The 19,270-nt window shown below is 61.8% G+C and carries 16 protein-coding genes; 12 read left to right on the top strand and 4 right to left on the bottom strand.

Going from position 1 to position 19,270, the window contains the following annotated elements; translation table 11 throughout:
* Positions 1-76: 76 nt before the first annotated feature.
* The 6 genes from NKI22_RS08005 (at position 77) to apnL (ending at position 7,327) form a co-directional block, all read left to right on the top strand.
* Positions 77-1,018, top strand: coding sequence for a D-ribose ABC transporter substrate-binding protein (locus NKI22_RS08005; RefSeq protein ID WP_023675475.1), 942 nt, complete (start codon positions 77-79; stop codon positions 1,016-1,018).
* A 113-nt stretch (positions 1,019-1,131) separates the two neighbouring features.
* Entirely contained in the window at positions 1,132-1,785 is a 654-nt protein-coding gene (locus tag NKI22_RS08000; RefSeq protein WP_023720262.1) for a DUF2291 family protein, read from the top strand.
* The gene (locus tag NKI22_RS07995; protein ID WP_023720263.1) at positions 1,782-3,326 is read left to right on the top strand and encodes a sugar ABC transporter ATP-binding protein; all 1,545 of its coding nucleotides are present in this window, start codon (positions 1,782-1,784) and stop codon (positions 3,324-3,326) included. Before NKI22_RS08000 ends, NKI22_RS07995 begins: the two co-directional genes overlap by 4 nt.
* Positions 3,323-4,387, top strand: coding sequence for an ABC transporter permease (locus tag NKI22_RS07990; protein ID WP_023720264.1), 1,065 nt, complete (start codon positions 3,323-3,325; stop codon positions 4,385-4,387). The genes NKI22_RS07995 and NKI22_RS07990 overlap by 4 nt, the downstream gene beginning before the upstream one ends.
* A gap of 1 nt (position 4,388) precedes the next feature.
* Positions 4,389-5,423, top strand: coding sequence for a Gfo/Idh/MocA family protein (locus tag NKI22_RS07985; protein ID WP_352815622.1), 1,035 nt, complete (start codon positions 4,389-4,391; stop codon positions 5,421-5,423).
* Entirely contained in the window at positions 5,420-7,327 is a 1,908-nt protein-coding gene (gene apnL / locus NKI22_RS07980; protein ID WP_352815624.1) for a D-apionate lactonase, read from the top strand. The genes NKI22_RS07985 and apnL overlap by 4 nt, the downstream gene beginning before the upstream one ends.
* A gap of 77 nt (positions 7,328-7,404) precedes the next feature.
* On the opposite strand, the gene NKI22_RS07975 is transcribed toward apnL, so the two are convergent.
* Together NKI22_RS07975 and NKI22_RS07970 are read right to left on the bottom strand one after the other, a co-directional pair.
* Positions 7,405-8,373 (bottom strand): GlxA family transcriptional regulator, encoded by a 969-nt coding sequence (locus NKI22_RS07975; RefSeq protein WP_352815626.1) that lies wholly within the window; start codon positions 8,371-8,373, stop codon positions 7,405-7,407.
* 313 nt (positions 8,374-8,686) lie between these two features.
* Complete coding sequence (locus NKI22_RS07970) at positions 8,687-9,400, bottom strand: transcriptional regulator NanR (RefSeq protein WP_352815627.1); 714 nt, start codon at positions 9,398-9,400, stop codon at positions 8,687-8,689.
* Between the two features lie 183 nt (positions 9,401-9,583).
* Between NKI22_RS07970 and oiaX the strand changes: the two genes are divergently transcribed.
* The gene (gene oiaX / locus NKI22_RS07965) at positions 9,584-10,846 is read left to right on the top strand and encodes a 3-oxo-isoapionate-4-phosphate decarboxylase OiaX (RefSeq protein ID WP_352815629.1); all 1,263 of its coding nucleotides are present in this window, start codon (positions 9,584-9,586) and stop codon (positions 10,844-10,846) included.
* Between the two features lie 4 nt (positions 10,847-10,850).
* A complete protein-coding gene (locus NKI22_RS07960) occupies positions 10,851-12,185 on the top strand; it encodes a four-carbon acid sugar kinase family protein (protein ID WP_352482002.1) in 1,335 nt (444 codons plus the stop codon).
* Between the two features lie 92 nt (positions 12,186-12,277).
* Here NKI22_RS07960 and NKI22_RS07955 read toward each other — a convergent pair whose 3' ends face one another.
* A complete protein-coding gene (locus NKI22_RS07955) occupies positions 12,278-12,781 on the bottom strand; it encodes a hypothetical protein (RefSeq protein ID WP_023720270.1) in 504 nt (167 codons plus the stop codon).
* Positions 12,782-13,026: 245 nt separating this feature from the next.
* Between NKI22_RS07955 and NKI22_RS07950 the strand changes: the two genes are divergently transcribed.
* The 3 genes from NKI22_RS07950 (at position 13,027) to NKI22_RS07940 (ending at position 16,805) form a co-directional block, all read left to right on the top strand.
* Positions 13,027-14,544 (top strand): S10 family peptidase, encoded by a 1,518-nt coding sequence (locus tag NKI22_RS07950; protein WP_352482006.1) that lies wholly within the window; start codon positions 13,027-13,029, stop codon positions 14,542-14,544.
* A gap of 147 nt (positions 14,545-14,691) precedes the next feature.
* Complete coding sequence (locus NKI22_RS07945; protein WP_352482096.1) at positions 14,692-16,134, top strand: sensor histidine kinase; 1,443 nt, start codon at positions 14,692-14,694, stop codon at positions 16,132-16,134.
* On the top strand, positions 16,131-16,805 hold the full coding sequence (locus NKI22_RS07940) for a LuxR C-terminal-related transcriptional regulator (RefSeq protein ID WP_023720273.1): 675 nt from the start codon (positions 16,131-16,133) through the stop codon (positions 16,803-16,805). Before NKI22_RS07945 ends, NKI22_RS07940 begins: the two co-directional genes overlap by 4 nt.
* 39 nt (positions 16,806-16,844) lie before the next feature.
* On the opposite strand, the gene NKI22_RS07935 is transcribed toward NKI22_RS07940, so the two are convergent.
* Entirely contained in the window at positions 16,845-17,297 is a 453-nt protein-coding gene (locus NKI22_RS07935) for a hypothetical protein (protein ID WP_051409701.1), read from the bottom strand.
* Positions 17,298-18,206: 909 nt separating this feature from the next.
* Here NKI22_RS07935 and NKI22_RS07930 point away from each other — a divergent pair.
* A complete protein-coding gene (locus NKI22_RS07930) occupies positions 18,207-19,211 on the top strand; it encodes a LacI family DNA-binding transcriptional regulator (protein ID WP_352494753.1) in 1,005 nt (334 codons plus the stop codon).
* Positions 19,212-19,270 lie beyond the last annotated feature (59 nt).

Raw genomic sequence — 19,270 nt, 5'->3', positions numbered from 1 at the left:
CGCGATCCGCGCTGGCTAACGAATTGAATGCATATAGCCTTGGGATCAAGGCACGGGTTTTCAACGGGAGGAATACATGAAACTGACACGCAGAATGACGCTTGCGGCTTTCGCCGGCATGCTGGCGCTTGGCACGGCCGCACCCGCCTATGCGGCGGATCTGATCGCCATCATCACGCCCTCGCATGACAATCCGTTCTTCAAGGCGGAAGCTGTCGGCGCAGAGGCCAAGGCCAAGGAACTCGGCTACGAGGCGCTGGTGCTCGTCCATGACGACGATGCCAACAAGCAGTCCGAACTTATCGATACGGCGATCGGCCGCGGCGCCAAGGCAATCATCCTCGATAATGCCGGCGCCGACGCCACCGTTGCCGCCGTGCAGAAGGCCAAGGACGCAGGTGTTCCTTCATTCCTGATCGATCGCGAGATCAATGCCACCGGCGTTGCCGTCGCGCAGATCGTCTCCAACAACTATCAGGGCGCCCAGCTCGGCGCGCAGGAATTCGTCAAGCTGATGGGCGAGAAGGGTAATTTCGTCGAGCTCGTCGGCAAGGAATCCGACACCAATGCCGGCATCCGCTCCAAGGGTTACCACGACGTCATCGACGACTATCCGGACCTGAAGATGGTGGCGCAGCAGTCGGCCAATTGGAGCCAGACCGAGGCCTATTCAAAGATGGAATCGATCCTCCAGGCCAATCCCGATATCAAGGGCGTGATCTCCGGCAACGACACGATGGCGATGGGCGCCTATGCGGCACTCGCGGCTGCCGGCCGCAAGGACGTCATCGTCGTCGGCTTCGACGGGTCGAACGACGTGCGCGACTCGATCACCTCCGGCGGCATCAAGGCGACGGTCCTGCAGCCGGCCTTCGCGCAGGCGCAGATGGCGGTCGAGCAGGCCAACGACTTCATCAAGAACAAGAAGTCTCCCGCCGAAGAAAAGCAGCTGATGGACTGCGTCCTGGTCAATGGCGACAATGCCGCCAAGCTCGAGACGTTCGCGCTCACCAACTGAGCCGGCGTAACATCAGGCAGCAAGGGACGAGCCTCCGGTTCGTCCCTTGCTTCCATTTCGCCCTTGCTTCCATTTCTCTGGGTGCTCCTCACCGCCATGCCGAACGAGCCGACATGTTCAACACGCTGACCCGGCCGATCTTTGTCGCGTTGTTCCTCGCAGCAATAGTCAGCCTGACCGCCTGCAAGATCTTGCCGACGCCGTCGGCGGAAAACGGCGGCACTGGCTCCGCGTTCAATCCCGACAAGATGGTCGAGGACATCTGGGCGGCGAAAGTGATACCCTATCTGCAGCAGAAGGCCGGGCCGTTTCCCGAGGTGCATGCCTTGGCCAAGGCCGATCCCGCCGCTGCCGGCGCCAAATACGGCAACCCGAAAAAGCAGGCGAATTCGCCGTGGACCTTCGCCGTTCGGCTCGAGGGCAAGGTCGTTGCAGCCAACACACAGTCACGTGCGGCGACGATGGATGTCGATGCCGACGGCGACGGCAAGGCCGATGCGCGGGTGCAGATCGGCCCCGCCATGCGTGGGACCGCCCTGCGCGACAGCCTCGACTTCATCCAGTTCAACGATTTCACCAATCAGATCGACTTCGCCCAGTTCGGCAAGTCGTTCAACGCCTATGCCGACAAGACCGTACTTTCCAAGCTGCCGCGCGAGGCACTCGAGGGCCGCAGCGTCAAGATCCTCGGCGCCTATACGCCGGGCAGTGGCCAGGACCTGCCGCTGGTGACGCCGGCGGAGGCAGAGATCGGGCCGAAGCCATGAGCGGCGATCAAGATGTCATCCTGAAGCTGGAGGATGTCTCGAAGGTCTATTCCGGCACCGTCGCGGTCAAGCGCGCGAATTTCGAGGTGCGCAAGGGCGCGGTCAACGTGCTGGTCGGCGAAAACGGAGCCGGCAAATCGACGCTGATGAAGATCATCGCGGGCGTCGAGCAGCCGACACTCGGGCGCATTCTGCTGGACGGCGAGGAGGTTTCCTTCTCGTCATCCGGGGATGCGGTGAATCGCGGCATCGGCATGGTGTTCCAGGAGCTGAACCTGTTCGGCAATCTGACTGTCGCCGAAAATATTTTCGCCACCCGCGAGATCACCAACCGCTTCCGCAAGATCGACCGCAAAGAGCAGGAGCGCCGCGCGGCGGAGTTCCTTGAACGCCTGGAAGCCGGCATCCGGCCCGACATGCTGGTCGAGGATCTGCGCATCGGCCAGCAACAACTGGTCGAGATCGCCAAGGCGGTTTCGCTCGATGCGCGCATCCTGATTATGGACGAACCAACCTCGGCGCTCAGCGCGGCGGAAGTCGAGATCCTGTTCAAGGTGATTGCCGACCTCAAGGCGCGCGGCGTGGCAATCGTCTACATCTCGCATCGGCTCGAGGAACTGATCCGCATCGGCGACACCATCACCGTGCTGCGCGATGGGCGCATCACCGGCCAGGCGGAGATGAAAGACGTCGATACCCAGTGGATCGTGCGGCAGATGATCGGCTCCGACGCCAAGGACTTCGCCAAGGCCGACGGCCATGTTCCGGGCGAAGAGATATTCCGTGCCGAGGACATTTGCCTGCCGCGTGTCACCGGCGGGCTCGCGGTCGACCACGTCTCGCTGTCGCTGCGCGCCGGTGAAATCCTCGGCATCTACGGGCTGATGGGAGCCGGACGCAGCGAGCTGTTCGACTGCATCATGGGCCGTCACGGCCATTCGACCGGAACGATATTCATTGCCGGCAAAAAAGTGCACGAGCGGGACACGACGCGACGCATCCGCCGCGGCCTGGCGCTGATCCCCGAAGACCGCCAGCGCGAAGGGCTGGTGTCGACCCTCTCCGTCGCCAGCAATCTGACGCTGGCCAGCCTGTCGCGTTTCGTGCGCCTGTTCCACATTCGTGGTGCCGCCGAACGACAGGCGGTGGCCCAGACCGTGCGCGAATTGGCGATCAAGGTCGCCGATCCGGCGCAGGAAGTCTCGTCGCTATCGGGCGGCAACCAGCAGAAGGTGGTGATCGGCAAGGCGCTGCTCACCGGACCGAAGGTGCTGCTGATGGACGAGCCGAGCCGCGGCATCGACGTCGGCGCCAAGGCCGACGTGTTCCGCACCATGCGCAAGCTGTCGCGCGACGGCCTGGGGATCCTGTTTGCCACCTCGGATCTCGATGAGGTGATGGCGTTGTCAGACCGCATCGCGGTGATGAGCAATGGAAAATTGACTGGTATGTTCGACCGCGCCGAGGCGACAGAGGCCGCAATCGTCGCTGCCTCGGCGCTCGGCCACGGACCGGTCCCGCACGGAGAGCAAGGCGCATGACTGACATTCCAGCCAAGGCGGCGGTCACCTCCCTTTCGAGCGGCTCGGTCCTGCTGACGCTGATGAAGGCGAGGACGTTCATCGCGCTGATCGCCGTGCTGTTGTTCTTCTCGATAGCTGCCCCCAATTTCCTCTCGGCCGCCAATCTTATCCTGATGTCGAAGCACGTGGCGCTGAACGCATTCCTCGCAATGGGCATGACCTTTGTCATCATCACCGGCGGCATCGACCTGTCGGTCGGCTCGATCGTCGGCCTGTGCGGCATGGTGGCCGGCTATCTCGTGCTCAACGGCATCGACCTGCAGGTCGGCTATACCATCTATTTCAACGTCTTCGAGATCGCGCTGATCACGCTTGCCGTCGGCATATTGATCGGCGCCGTCAACGGCTTGCTGATCACCAGGCTTAACGTTGCGCCGTTCATCGCCACGCTCGGCGTGCTCTATGTCGCGCGCGGCCTGGCGCTGCTGTCGTCCGACGGGCGCACCTTCCCCAATCTCGTCGGCAAGCCGGAGCTTGGCACCACCGGATTCGGCTTTCTCGGCGCCGGCCGGTTGCTCGGCCTGCCCGTCGCGCTGTGGATTTTGCTCGTTGTTGCATTAGGGGCCGCCTATCTCGCCAAGTACACCCCGCTCGGCCGCCACATTTTCGCCGTTGGCGGCAACGAGCGGGCGGCGCGGATTTCGGGCGTCCGCGTCAACATGGTGAAGATGTTCGTCTACATGTTCTCCGGTTTCTGCGCGGCGATCGTCGGGCTGATCATCTCGTCCGAACTGATGGCCTCGCATCCGGCGACCGGAGAGAGCTTCGAACTCAACGCCATTGCCGCGGCAGTGCTCGGCGGCACCTCGATGTCGGGCGGACGCGGCACCATTGGCGGCACCATTGTCGGCGCCTTCGTCATCGGCATTCTTTCGGACGGGCTGGTGATGATGGGGGTGAGCTCGTTCTGGCAGATGGTGATCAAGGGCCTCGTCATCATCGTCGCCGTCGTCGTCGACCAGGCACAGCGCCGGCTGCAGAGCCGGGTGACGCTGATGCAGATGGCAAAGGCCGGCTGACATGACGGAACTGCGGGGAGCGCTGATCGGCTGCGGCTTCTTCGCCGTCAACCAGATGCATGCCTGGCGCGACATAGAGGGTGCCTCGATCGCTGCCATCTGCGACCGCGATCCGGACCGGTTGAGGATCGTCGGCGACCAGTTCGGGGTCGCGCGGCGCTATACCGACGCGGCAGCACTGTTTGCCGGCGAAAGGTTGGATTTCGTCGACATCGCCACCACCGCGCCGAGCCACCGTCCCCTCGTCGAGATGGCGGCGCAGCACGGCGTGCCGGTAATCTGCCAAAAACCGTTCGCGCCGACGCTTGCCGACGCCAAGGCGATAGTGAAGGCATGCGCCGTCGCCGGTGTGCCGCTGATGGTGCACGAAAATTTTCGTTGGCAGTCGCCGATCCAGGCGGTGCGTGCCGTGCTCGACAGCGGCGACATCGGCACACCCTTCTTCGGACGGATCTCGTTTCGATCGGCTTACGACGTGTTTTCCGGCCAGCCCTATTTGGCGACGGGAAAGCGCTTCATTATCGAAGACCTCGGCATCCACATCCTCGACATCGCCCGCTTTCTGCTGGGCGACGTCTCGACGGTCACTGCGCGAACGGCGCGCGTCAACCCTGCCATTGCCGGCGAGGATGTTGCGACGATGCTCATGGACCACACGAGCGGCGCCACTTCGGTGGTCGACTGCAGCTACGCGAGCAAGCTCGCCACCGAGCCTTTCCCCGAGACGCTGATCGAGATCGACGGCAGCGACGGCACGATCCGGCTGGCGCAGGGCTACCGCCTCACCATCACCGGCAGGAGCGGGACAGTCATCAGCGACGTCTCGCCACCGCTGCTGCCCTGGGCATCGCGGCCGTGGCACAACATCCAGGAAAGCGTCGTCGCAATCCAGCGGCATTGGGTCGATTGCTTGACCAACGGAACCGAGCCCGCGACCTCGGGTGCGGACAACCTCAAGACCTTAGCGCTGGTCGAGGCGGCCTATGCCGGCGCCGCAAGCCGCGAGCCGGTGCAACTCGACGCCTTGCTGAAATGACAGCCGACGCCTTCCTCCTTTACGGCACGCCTGCGGTTGAAGTCGAACCGGTCAGGCTGCGCGCCGGTGCGCTGACGGCGGACTTCGTCAACGGCAATCTGCGCACCATTCGGCATGGCGGCACCGAAGTTCTGCGCGCCATCGCCTACATCGTCAGGGATCGCGACTGGGGCACTCACGAGCCGGCGCTCACCAACCTTGCCATCGAGCAGGATGCCGAGGCATTTTCCGTTAGCTATTCGGCAAGTTGCCAGGCACCCAACGGCAGCCGACTTAGCTTCCGTGCGACCATCAAGGGCTCCGCCGATGGCCAACTGGTCTTCGACGTGAGCGCTCGTCCCGACAGCGATTTCGAAACCAATCGCTGTGGCTTCTGCATCCTGCATCCGATTGCCGGCGTGGCCGGCAGCCCGGTCACGGTCGAGCATACCGATGGCAGCGTGGTGGCGACGCGGCTTCCAGAGCTGATCGATCCCTGGCAGCCGTTCAAGGACCTGCGGGCGATCACCCACCAGGTCCGGCCGGGCGTCACCGCCGAATGCCGGATGGAAGGCGATGCCTTCGAGATGGAGGACCAGCGCAACTGGTCGGATGCCTCCTACAAGACCTATGTCCGCCCGCTTGCGCTGCCATGGCCATACGTGCTGCCTGCCGGCGAGACCTTCCGCCAGACCATCAGCTTGCGGGTAGCGGGTCGCGGGAAAGTGCCGCCCGCCGCGGCAACCGCCGAACCGATTCGTGTCACGCTCGGCCAAGCCGGACCGGTGCTGCCGGATGTCGGCATTATCATCTACCCGGATGAGGTCGAGGCCGCGCTGAGCAAGCTGTCGGTGCTGTCCGAGCTTGGCCCGCAGCAATTGATGTTCCACTTTGACCCGACGCGCGGCCACGGGCTCGACGCCTTGCGGTCCTACGCCAGGCTGGCCGCCGCCTATCCGGCTCGGACAACGCTCGAATGTGTCATTGCCGGCGACGGCGATCTCGACACGGAGCTTTCAGGCGTCGCCGACAGGGTGCGCAAGGCCGGGCTCAAGCTCTCGGCCATTGCCGTTTCGCCCTCGGTCGACCGGCAGTCGACGCCGCCGGGCAGCGCATGGCCGCAGTGCCCGCCGCTCGAAGATGTCTATGCCGCGGCGCGGCGTGCCTTTCCCGACACCCGCCTCGGCGGCGGCATGTTCAGCTATTTCACCGAACTCAACCGCAAGCGTGTGCCGGCCGACCCGCTCGATTTCGTCACGCATTGCACTTGCCCGATCGTGCATGCCGCTGACGATCTCAGCGTCATGCAATCGCTGGAGGTGCTGCCTTTCATCACCGCGTCTGCACGGGCGATCTTCGGAACAAAACCTTATCGGATCGGGCCGTCGACCATTGCCATGCGCCAGAACCCTTATGGCGGCGCGACCAAGCCCAATCCCGACAGTCAGCGCATTGCCATGGCCGACCGCGACCCGCGCCATGCCGGACTGTTCGGGGCCGCATGGACGATCGGCTATGCCGCACGCCTCGCCCCTGCCGGGCTCGAAATGCTCACGCTCTGCAGCTTCACCGGGCCATTCGGCGTGCTGGCCTCGTCGGGTGAACCGGTCGAAGAAGGTACACGCCGGCCGATTTTCCACGCGGTGAAAGGACTTTGCGAACTGGCCGGCCATGCGCATATGGCGGCAACAACGACCGATGAGACGCAGGTGCTCGGACTGGCCGGCCGCGCCCAGACAGGCAAGATCATCGTCTGGCTGGCGAACCTTACCCCTGACGACGTTCCAGTCGATGTTTCCGGGCTCGGCTCCGATCAGGGTTTTCTGAAGATCTGGGATGGACGAACGTCACGCCAGATTCAGCGCGACGCGTCGGGCCGAGACCGTCTTGTGATGACGCCTTACGCAATCGTCCGGATCGGCTGAAGTCATATGCCGGGGTTCATGAATCGCCGCAATTCCGCAACGGTTGCCCGTAGCCGCACACTTCCGCTGCCGGCTTGTCACCGGATTTGCTTTCGAAACTCGCCTGGTGCCATTCCAGTCGTCCTGGAAAAAAGACGGCTGAACGAGGCGACGTCCTGATATCCCACCCGATAGCAAATTTCTGAAACGCTCAGTTTCGTTTCCTCAAGCATGGATTTTGCCAACTCCAGCCGCCTTTCCTGGATCCATTTTCCCGGCGTTGTCTGGAGTTCGTCGAAAAATCTGCGAGACAGGGTTCGCGAAGACATGCCCAATTCGGTTGCCAGAAATTTCAGATCGATTTTCGCCATCTTGTCTTTCGAGAGCTCGCGCAGCTTGTTCTCGAATGGGCTGGCCCCGTTCGAAATTTCGTCGAGAGAAAATTCGTAGGGACTCTGAAATGTGCGCGGCGGAGGAAGAACCAGAAGTTTTCGAATGATCCGCTCCTCCTTCGAGAAGCCCAGATCGATCAGCAAAGCCCTGGCGAGTTCGAGTCCGGAAAACCCGCCTCCGCATGTGTAAAGGCGGTCCTGGCGAATGAGCAGGCGGGAAGCGTCCCATCGCACTTGCGGAAACCGGCGGCTTGCCTCGTTCTTCAGCCACCAGGATATCGTTGCGCGCTTGCCGTCCAACAATCCTGAATTGGCGAGCAGATAACATGCGCCGCAATGGGCTGCGATGATTGCCTCCTGCTGCTGCGCGAGCGCGATCAGCGGTTTTGAATGCTCACTCTCCTCGTCGAGCGAGCGCAGAAGCTCCGGAATCTCGACACCTGGCATCGCAATGAGAATCAGGACATCCATTTTTCGCGATGGTTGAACCTTTGTCGGGAAGGAAATTCCGGTGCTTGATGTCGACGGCGTGCCCCTTGAAACGAACTCACATGAAAGAACCTGTGAACGGCAGACGTCATTCACAAGCTGAAACATTTCGACCAGAGTCGAGACAACGGCCGAATAGAAATTCGACGGCAGCCAGATCACAACGTGGAGGCTCCTGACAGCCATTGCGGTACTCCCGGTGTCGTTCTCGTCGGATGGCAAGTCTAGCATAGTCTTTGTCAAAATTGCCAATTCTAGAAAAAGAGCGGCGCCATCCAGGATGGCCGTATACGGGCTCGCTGACGAAAGCGGCCGCGGAAATCCATGGCTGGAAAGATGCAAATGCTGAAATCGCTGAATGAAAACAATGCGGCACATACATCGGATTCAAACGGCTACAGCAAACTGCGCCGGTCCCGACTCAGGCTGACCTGTGGTCAGTCAGTAGGCCGAGAACACAGTCCCGACCGCGACGCCGGTAGAGACCTGCGCTTGATTTTCAGTTGCCGGAATTCATCACGTAGAACGCACGCGAGCGTTCGAGGTGCTTGATCATCGCCTTCTCGGCGCCATCCGCATCCTTGGCTTCGATGCGCTCGATGATCTCTTCGTGCTCGGTCAGCGTGAACTTTTCCTTGCCGGTCCAGATCAGCATTTCGGTGTGGTATTCCTTTAGCCAGCCAAGCATTGCCTCGCTGACGGCGACGTAGATCGGGTTGCCGGATATTGCCGCGATCTGGGTGTGGAATTTCATGTCGGCGGATATGAAGGCTTCCGAGTCGCCGCGAAAGCTGCGCTGCTCGATGACCGTTGCGCGCAGCCGCTGCACGTCCTCGGCGGTGGCCTTTTCAGCAGCTTCCTTGACCATGCCGCGCTCGAAGAAGATGCGCGCGTTCTTGAGGTGCTCGAGCGTATCCTTCGACGATGACAGGATGATCTTCGCCGCGCCATCGACCTGCTTGATGATCGACTTGGCGGTCAGCTGCAGCACCTTGGCCCGCTCACCATGCGAGATCGCTACCAGCCCCATATTGCTCAGCGCCTGCATCGCCTCGCGGATCGCCGGCCTGCCGACCTCGAAGCGCTCCATCAGTTCGCGCTCCGACGGCATGTCGTCGCCCGGCTGCAATTCGCCGCTGGTGATCAGGCGCTTCAGTCTCAAGAATACTTCGTCGGAAAGCTTGCGCCGGACGATCGGCTCCGAACGGTTCATCGTCGCGAATCACTCCTATGACCGGCCTCTATCTAGCATTTCCGCCACGAATTCCGGAACGCCTGTAGCCCGCCCGCCTTTACCTGCCAAGCCGGATAAGGCTTGCAATGCTTATGTACTCATTATACCAGATTTCGAGGGCCAAGGAACCTTTTTCGAACCACCCCGGCAGGCCGCGCGAATATGATTGTTCTCACCTATCGCATCGAAACACGCGGCAATATCGAGGCGCTGGCGGCCAAGATCGCAAGCGACCAGTCGACCGGAACCTTCGTCGCGCTAGCCGGCGAGACCGAAGAGCTCAAGGCTAGGGTCGCGGCGCGCGTCCTGGCGATACGGCATCTGCCGGATGCGGATCGGCCGTCTCTTCCCGAAACCGGTCCCGAAGCCGGCAATGGCCCGGTCAAGCGCGCCGACGTCGACATCGCCTTTCCGCTGGAGGCCATCGGCACCGACCTGTCAGCGCTGATGACCATTGCCATCGGCGGCACGTTTTCGATCAAGGGCCTGTCCGGCATTCGTGTGATCGACATGAAGCTACCCGAGGAGTACCGGGGCGCGCATCCCGGCCCGCAATTCGGCGTCACGGGCAGCCGCAGGCTCACCGCTGTCGCGGACCGTCCGATCATCGGGACCATCGTCAAGCCGGCGCTGGGACTCCGCCCGCACGAGACGGCCGCGATGGTGCAAGAGCTGATTGCCGCCGGCGTCGATTTCATCAAGGACGACGAGAAGCTGATGAGCCCGGCCTATTCACCGCTGTCAGAGCGGGTGAGGGCAATCATGCCGCTGATCCTCGACCACGAGCAGAAGACCGGCAAGAAGGTCATGTATGCCTTTGGCATCTCACATGCCGATCCCGACGAGATGATGCGAAACCACGACCTGGTGGCAAAGGCCGGCGGCAATTGTGCTGTGGTCAACATCAATTCGATCGGTTTTGGCGGCATGGCTTACCTCCGAAAGCGCTCCAGCCTGGTGCTCCATGCCCACCGCAATGGCTGGGACATTCTCACCCGTCATCCTGGCCTCGGCATGGACTTCAAGGTCTGGCAGCAGTTCTGGCGGCTGCTCGGCGTCGACCAATTCCAGATCAATGGCATCGCCTCGAAATACTGGGAACCCGACTGGTCCTTCGTCGAATCCTTCAAGGCGGTGACCACGCCGATCTTTTCGCCGGCCGATTGCGCATTGCCGGTCGCCGGCTCCGGCCAGTGGGGCGGGCAGGCGCCTGAAACCTTCCAGCGAACCGGCCGGACGGTCGATCTTCTCTATCTCTGCGGCGGCGGCATCGTCAGCCACCCGGACGGGCCGGGCGCCGGCGTGCGCGCCGTGCAGCAGGCCTGGAAGGCGGCGGTCCAAGACATCCCGTTGGCGGATTATGCCTTGAGCCATGTCGATCTGGCGCGGTCGATCGAGAAGTTCGGCGACGGCAAGGCGGCCTGACGCCATGCAAAACCTGCTTCTGAGTTATTATGGCGACGACCTGACCGGCTCGACCGATGTGATGGAGGCGCTCGAGCTCGGCGGCGTGCCGACCGTGCTGTTCATGCGGCAGCCGGACGAGGCGCTGCTTTCGCAATTTGCGCATTGCCGCGCCATCGGGCTGGCCGGCACCAGCAGAAGCGAGACGCCGCAGTGGATGGACACGCATCTGCGAGATGCCTTCGCCTGGCTGAAGACCCTCAACGCCGAGATCTGCCACTACAAGGTCTGCTCGACCTTCGATTCCAGCCCGGCAATCGGCAGCATCGGCCGGGCGATCGAGATCGGCCGCTCGGTTTTCCGGCAAGGCGGCGTGCCGCTGGTGGTCGGCGCGCCGCAGCTGAAGCGCTACACCGCCTTCGGTCATCTCTTCGCGGCCTACCGCGACAAATATTTCCGTATCGATCGCCATCCCGTGATGAGCCGCCATCCGACCACGCCGATGGACGAATCCGACCTGCTGATCCATCTGTCGCGCCAGACAGACCTCAGCTCGGGGCTGGTCGACCTGGCGACGCTGCAATCGGCGTCGCGGTCGGAAGCATTCGACCGGCTTGTGGAGAATGGCACAGACATCGTGCTCTTCGATGCCGACAGCCTGGAAACCCAGGCGCTTGCCGGCAAGGAGATATGGCGCGCTCGCAGGCCGGGCGGTTATTTCGTCGTCGGCTCTTCAGGCATCGAATATGCCTTGCTGGCCGAATGGGCATCGAACCGGATCGTGGATGCCAAACTCGCGTTTTCGCCGCCGGGAGCTGCCGACAGGATCGCCGTGGTCTCGGGGAGCTGCTCGCCGACGACGGAACGGCAGATCCGGCATGCTCTAGCCGATGGCTTCGACGGGATCGAGATCGACCCGGTCGAACTGGTTTCTGAGGCTTCGAACGACGCTATTGCGCGCGCGGTTGCAACCGGCCGCTCCAGCCTGAAGGCCGGGCGCAGCGTCATCCTCTACACCGCGCTCGGACCGGCGGCCGACCGCGGTGCTGAAATCGATCTCCAGGAAGGCGCCCGCCATAAGCTTGGCCGCGGCCTTGGCGAGCTTCTCCGCGAATTGACGCTTCAAGAGAAGCTACTGCGCGTGGTCATCGCCGGCGGCGATACGTCGAGCCACGCACTTGGCCAGATAGGCGTCGATGCGCTGACGGTGCGAATGCCGCTGCCGGCATCGCCGGGCTCGCCGCTTTGTCTCGCGCATTCGCGCATCGAGGCGATTGACGGGCTGGAAATTGCCCTCAAGGGCGGACAGGTCGGAACCGACCGCTATTTCTGCGCCATTCGTGATGGGATCGGCGGTTGAGAGCAGAAATTTAGGTAAGTCGTTGGTGCTCAAATCGAGATCCGGCAGCATCCATTAGCCGGCAAATCAATCAGAGGCGCGTCTGATCCCGGTTACCGCGTGCGACCCATCGCCTTGACTGGATGGCGCTGACGGGCATAGGCGACACAGGCGTCCACCGTGCTGACACAGAGTCCGTCGCGGTTGTTCGGCAGGTTGTTGTCGCCGGCGTAGGCGACCTCGGCAACATGGCCGTCAACCATTCGAATTTGCGTATTGCAATAGCCGCCGGGGGCGACGTTGACGGAACCTCCGAGCGCCGGGACGGGGCCAATGGCCACGGTCGGAACCACAATGTTGAGATTGCCGCGTTGAACGACGCGCTGATAGGTCCAGATCTGGCCGGATCTGCCAACATCGGCGGTGGCTGTCGGAAAGCCGGCACACATTCGAACATCCGCTTCGCTAAGGCCGACCATCTCCTTGCGGGCTGCTGCCGCCGTGGCGTCCTCCTTCGCAGTGCTCGACGTGTCGTCGGGCATGACGCAGGAGGACAGGATGGCGGCGCTTACGGATAGAACGAGAAGGGCAAGCTTTCGTGTGTGGAAAGATGTCATACCAACTTCGGATTGCATGGGAGCCCCGAATGCCAACCTAGGAAGTGAGCCAGTCGAGTCAACCGGCAGAAATTCACGAAGTCGTTTGGTGCGCCACCGCCGCGCATCTGCTGCAAGGGGTTGACGCTGCTGCCATGACCCTCGCACCCTGTCTTCCGCCTGGACGCCGAGTACTGGCGCACGGTGCTGTGACTTTGGTTCGGCCGACGGTGTGCTAGTTTCCAGCCAATTGCTCCGGAGACGTCATGCTTATCAAGCTGCAAGAAATCGCCCTCGCTCTTCTGCTGTTGGCCGCCGGCGCTGGGGCCAGTCATGCGGAGGCGGCCCAGCGGCCGCCGCCCACAGGCGGGGTTCTCTCGCTCCTGCCGCCGCCGCAGACTTCCGATCATTCGATCGTCATCGCCGGACGCACGCTCGATTACGAGGCCAAGGCCGGCACGCTGTCATTGCCGTCCGGCAAAGGCGATATCACCGCCGAGATTTTCTATGTCGCCTATGCACTGCATCCCGGAAAAGAAACGGGACCGGATCCGCGGCGTCCGATCACCTTCGTGTTTAATGGCGGTCCGGGAGCAGCTTCCGCCTATCTGCACCTCGGCGCGCTCGGTCCGCGGGTCCTGGCGACGGCGGCCGATGGAAGTTTCCTGCCGCCGCCACAGAGGCTGTTCGATAACCCCGACACTTGGCTCGACATGACCGACTTGGTCTTTGTGGACCCTGTCGGAACCGGTTACAGCCGTGAAGCGCCCGGCACGGAGGCACACAGCTTCTGGGGCGTCAGTCAGGACGCCGCGTCGATAGGCGCGTTCATCCGGCTCTATCTGGCGCAGACCAACCGCACGGCATCGCCGGTGTTTCTTGCCGGCGAAAGCTATGGCGGGTTTCGGGCGGCATTGCTCGCCAGGAAGCTTCAGGAAGACATCGGCATCAGCCCGAGCGGCGTCGTGCTGATTTCGCCGGCGCTCGAATTCACGCTGGTGCGCCCGGACGAGTTCCAGCCGCTCCACTGGGCGCTGGAACTGCCGTCGCTGGCGGCAGTGCGCCTGCACAGCGAAGGCGTTTCCGGCCCGGCTCTGCAGGAGCGGCTGGCGGAAGTCGAACGCTATGCGCTCGGCGATTATCTGGCCGCGCTAGCCGGTGGACTGGAGCAAGGTGGACGGCTGGCGAGCCAGCGTGTCGCCGAAATCACCGGTCTGCCGCTCAACCTTGTCCAGCGGCACTTTGCACGCATTCCCATAGGGCTCTTTGCCAAGGAGTTTGCACGGGCAAAGGGCAATGTTCTCAGCGCCTATGACGGCAACATCGCGACGGCGGACGTGGCGCCAGAGAGCCTTGGAGTCGAGGGTCCCGATCCGGTGCTCGACCGAAGCGTGCCGGCGCTCACCTCTGCTTTCGTCGGCTACGTGCGTGATGAATTGAACTTCCGTACGGATATCAGCTATCGGCTTCTCAACCGCGAAGTTAGCGGCAATTGGGACTATGGAACGAGCCCGACGCGTCAGGGCTATGCGGGTGTCATGGACGACCTTCAGCAGGCGCGCACGCTGAACCCCAATCTCGGCGTGCTGATCGTCAACGGCTACAGCGACCTGGTGACGCCGTACATGGGCTCGCGCTACCTGCTTGGTCAAATTCCTTCACTTGCCGGCGCAAAGCCCATTCGCGCCGAGGTGCTGGAAGGCGGGCACATGATGTATCTGAGGCCGGATGGACGGGCGGCACTGAAGCAGGCCGCGTCCGAGCTTTACCGAACGACGCAATGAGACAGTTGCGCAAAAAAGCGCCGGATGCGCTGTTCGCCCTCTCATCAGGCCCTAGTTCCATCGCAATTGATCGGTTACACACCAAGGATGGCGTCTTTTAGCGACGTTCGACAGCAAATTAGCCGGTTCTCCAGAATCGCGCCACTGATGCGGCGTGTTGCCGAGCGGGCCACTCGGAACACTAGGCCACACTGGGTGACAAGCCTTGTCGGCCGCTGGAACGCGTTGTCGCTGGCCACGCAGTTCCTGCTCGCGGGTGGTCTATTCTCCCTGTCGGCCATGGTGGTGGTGGGGATTTCAGTCACGAGCCACATAGAAGCCGTGGTCACGCAGAATTCGGCATCCGCTACGGCTCTTTACGTGGACAGCGTTATCGCGCCGCTGCTTCCGGATATGCGCAAGAGCGAAGTCCTCGACGAGAGCGTCGCCCACGCGCTCGATGAAACGCTGGGACAAGGGGCACTCGGCACAAGGCTCGAATCCTTCAAGCTCTGGCGTCGCGACGGAACCATCCTGTATTCGACCGACAAGACATTGATCGGCAAGCGCTTTGAACCCAGCGGCAATCTCCGCGCGGCGTTTGCAGGCCAAATGGTTTCGGAGTTCGACAAGCTCGACGATCCGGACAGCGAGGCCGAAAGAGCCAGCGGCTTGCATCTCCTCGAGATCTACAACCCGGTGCTGCAGCCATGGTCGGGGGAAGTGGTGGCCGTTTCGGAATTCTACGAGGTCGCCACTGATTTCGAAAGAAACCTGCATCAGGCACTTATTCGAACCTGGCTGGACGTTGCCGCCGTCACAACGGCCTTCTTTCTCGGGCTGTCGGCAATCGTGTTCCGTGGCAGCCGCACGATCAGTTCGCAGAGCCGCTCGTTGAAGCAGCGCATTGCTGAACTCTCCGACCTGCTTGCTCAAAACAGACTGTTGAGGCTGAAGGTGCAGCGTGCCTCGCAGCGCGCCACCGCACTCAACGAACGCTATCTCAGGCGCATCGGTGCGGACTTGCACGATGGGCCCGCGCAACTGGTTGCTCTCGCAGCGCTGGGGATCGACAGCCCCGTCATTGCCGATCCCGCTACGCCGTCAGCCGAACGTGCACAGGAATTGCTAGCCGTCAAAGCACATCTGGACGAAGCCATGCGCGAGATCAGGAGTATCAGCAAGGGCCTTGTCCTGCCGCATATCGAGCATGCCGAGTTGGCCGAAATTCTCGAGCTTGCCGTGCAAGCGCACGAAGAACGAACCGGAGCCAAAGTGGCGCTATCGATGACCGGCGGCCATGCGACGTTGTCGCCGGCGGCCAAGATCTGCATCTTCCGCTTCGTCCAGGAGGCGCTGAACAATGGATTTCGCCATGCCGGAGGTGAAGGTCAGTCGGTCGAGAAACATTTCGACGGCGAGCGCGTTTGTATCGAAGTGTCCGACGCCGGCCCTGGCTTTGACCCACAAATCGTGCGTCCCGAGAGGCTGGGGCTCGTTGGGCTGCGCGAGCGGGTGGAAAGCCTCGGGGGCCAGTTTACCGTGACTTCCTCACAAAGTGGCACGATCGTGAAAATGGCTCTCAACATCGTTGAAATGGGGCAGACATGACCGCAGCCATCAAGCTTGCCATCGTCGACGACCACCCTCTGTTCAGGGAAGGCGTTGTGCGCACGCTCGATCAGATCGGCGGATTCGAGATAGTCGGTGAAGGAAGCAGCAGAGATGACGCCCTGCGGATAATCGAAGACCAGCGGCCCGACATTCTGCTGATGGACATCTCGGTTCCCGGAGGTGGCCTTGGTGTGATCGGACCGGCCCTGGAGCGGCAGCCGGCATTGAAAATCGTGATGCTGACCGTTTCGGAAGAAAACCAGCACGTGATGACCGCGTTGCAGAGCGGGGCAAGGGGCTATGTTTTGAAGGGGGTCGGGTCGAGGACGTTGGCTGCGATCCTGCGCACGGTAGCGTCGGGCGAACGATATGTCTGTCCACAATTATCGGCGCGCCTGTTGGCCGATCTGTCGGCTCAATCAAAAGAGCCGGCGAAAGCTGACGGACTTGCCGAACTCACCAGCCGCGAAAGGGAGATCCTGACGCTGGTTGCCGCGGGACTGAGCAACAAGCGGATCGGGCTTCGGCTGAACCTGCATGAGAAAACGATAAAGCACCACATGACGCGAATCCTGGCCAAGCTCAACGTCAGCAACAGGACCGAAGCCGCAATGACGTTGCGCGACGCGACTGAGCGCCGGCATCCGACTGTTCGCGATCATGCTTGAGCCAAAATTGCCGCACAGCGCAGCTATGTGAACTGGCCCTCAGTTGATCATTTCAAGCAATCTGTCCCGATCGGAACGCGTCGCCAGGCGCCGAATGATGGTGCGGCCCTTGGCATCCCGCATTTCATATTGGCCGCTGTCGATGCGTTCGCTGAGGCCGTTCGAATGCACCACGCCAATGCTCGGCCCACGCACCTCGACCCGGTCTCCTGTGGTCGCGTTGACAAAGAGTTTTGGCTTGCTGTCGGGGTTTACCGCAGGGGCGGGATCAGGGGGATTGTCGTCCTGCGACTTTGCTTTGCCCTTGCCGGCTCCAGCGTTCGAGTTTGAATTGCCGGAGTTTCCACCCGAATTGCCTGAATTCCCGTTCCCGTTTCCGCCATTGCCGTTGCCGTTCCCGCCGTCTTTGGCACAGGCGGCCTGCGGGCCGAGCGTCGGCGACGGTCCGTCGAACATGACGCGATACGGGCCTACGACGAGAATGAAGGTCAACACGATTACGGAAATACCGACACGACGTCCTCGTGAAGATCTGGTCCTTCGTCTCCGGGTCGTCATCAATGAACTTGCCAGTCGCATGTCGTAAATCCCCTTAATCATACGGACCTGTCGTGCTGCCTCCTGTTCGACTTCGTGTCATGCTTAAAACAATGGTTTGTATCCGGGACGTCAAGACCCACCAGTCCCACGATGGTAACTGGTGGGTCTCGCTGGCGCAGGAAGGGACTATTTACTGCGCAAGTCTTTTGCCTTCCGTTGGTTGCGTCTCTCGGTGATAGCGCCGACTTCCCACCGTCAGCCAACAATAAATCCAATGGCCGCGATCCCGAAACACAGGCCAAACAACGGAAAAAGCAGCCAACGTGCCTGATGAATGCTCGGGTCCATAGCGGCCTCCTGTACCAGTCGGCATCGCAACGGGGTTCTTTGGAACTCAGTTCCTGAAACTCTCGCATTTCGGGCTTTTGCGATAGCAGCCTCGGACCAAAGTTTGGCCGTGCAGGTCCTTGGTCGACAGTCTTACAGACTGAAGTCCCTATGCCAGGAGCAATGGACCCCGCCTTGCATTCGGCAACCTTTGTATCCGACTGGCAGCTGCGATCCACCGCTCCCTTTGAATGCTTTGCGTTCCTGGCACTATGGCAACAGCGACGTTGGTCCACTGCCATGTCGTTGAAACGTCACCAATACAGACCCATATCTAAGTTGCGTCGGATGTCTCCTCCCATTGCGTCCGGCGCGTTCCCCTCTGGAGGTTATAGACCTTCACGCTTGGCCGGACTTAACAGTCCGGCCTTTTTCTTTTGGTCATTTGTGCAGCAATCCGCCGGACAACTCGAATCTGCGAGGCGTCGGTAAAATCGATTTGCAAATGCATTCATGTGCTCATAACCTGTCACCATGAGCACGATTTCCAAGGTTGCCACGCGAGCGGGCGTGTCGCGCACGACCGTGTCGCATGTCATCAACCATGCCGACCGGGTGTCGAAATCGCTGCGTGAACGCGTGCAAGCGGCGATCGACGAACTCGGCTACACGCCGAACCCGCAGGCGCAAAGTCTGCGCACCGGCCGCACCAACATCATCGCGATGCTGATCCCCGACATCCGCAACCCGTTCTACCCGGAGCTGGTGAAGACGGCGCAGTCGACGCTCGAAGTGGTCGGCCTCGACATGCTGATCTTCAACACCGACGTACCGGGCGGACATTCACAGGATCACGGCCGCGAGTATTTGCGCCAGATCGGGCGCAAGCGGGTCGACGGCGTCATCGTTGCCGACTTCGCGCTGCACGGCATGCACAGCGAGCTGCTCAACCTCGATCTGCCCGCCGTCTTCATCGGCAATCTCCCCAATCAAGCCGTCGACAGCGTCCAGCTGGACGATTTCGGCGGCGGCTATCTGATGGGCGAGTATCTGGCGAAGAGGGGCCATCGCCGCGTCGCCCATGTCACCGGGCCATCCTTTTTCAAGGAGGCGATGGCGCGTGCCGCGGGCTTCGAGAAAGGGCTTGCCGACAATGGCGTGCCAATCGCCGCCGATCTTCGGTTCGAGGGAAGCTATCTTGCCCCGTCAGGACGGGAGGCGGTCGCTTGGCTCCTGGACAAGCACGGCGGAAACCTGCCGTCGGCGATGTTCTTCGCCAATTATCTGATGGCCTCCGGTGCGCTGACTGAATTCTACGACCATGCGATTAATATCCCTCAGGATATCGCCATCGCGGTCTTCGATGACCTGCCTCAACTGGAATATGTCAGGCCGAAGCTGACCCGTGTCGGCAACAGCCCGACAATGCTCGCCAAGCGCGCCACGGAAATGCTGCTCGAGCGCCTGGGCGGCAAAGTCGAGGGCGCGCCGCGCACCGAAGTGATCCCATGCGCGTTGAGCCCATCCGACAGCGCATGACGCCAAATGCCGGCAGAGGGAACGGAGGTCCTTCGCCAACGTTCGACCGAACAACACCC

Source organism: Mesorhizobium sp. M0778, assembly GCF_040320105.1.
In the GTDB taxonomy this organism is placed as follows: Bacteria; Pseudomonadota; Alphaproteobacteria; order Rhizobiales; family Rhizobiaceae; genus Mesorhizobium.
This window is presented reverse-complemented; position numbering and strand designations above follow the sequence as displayed.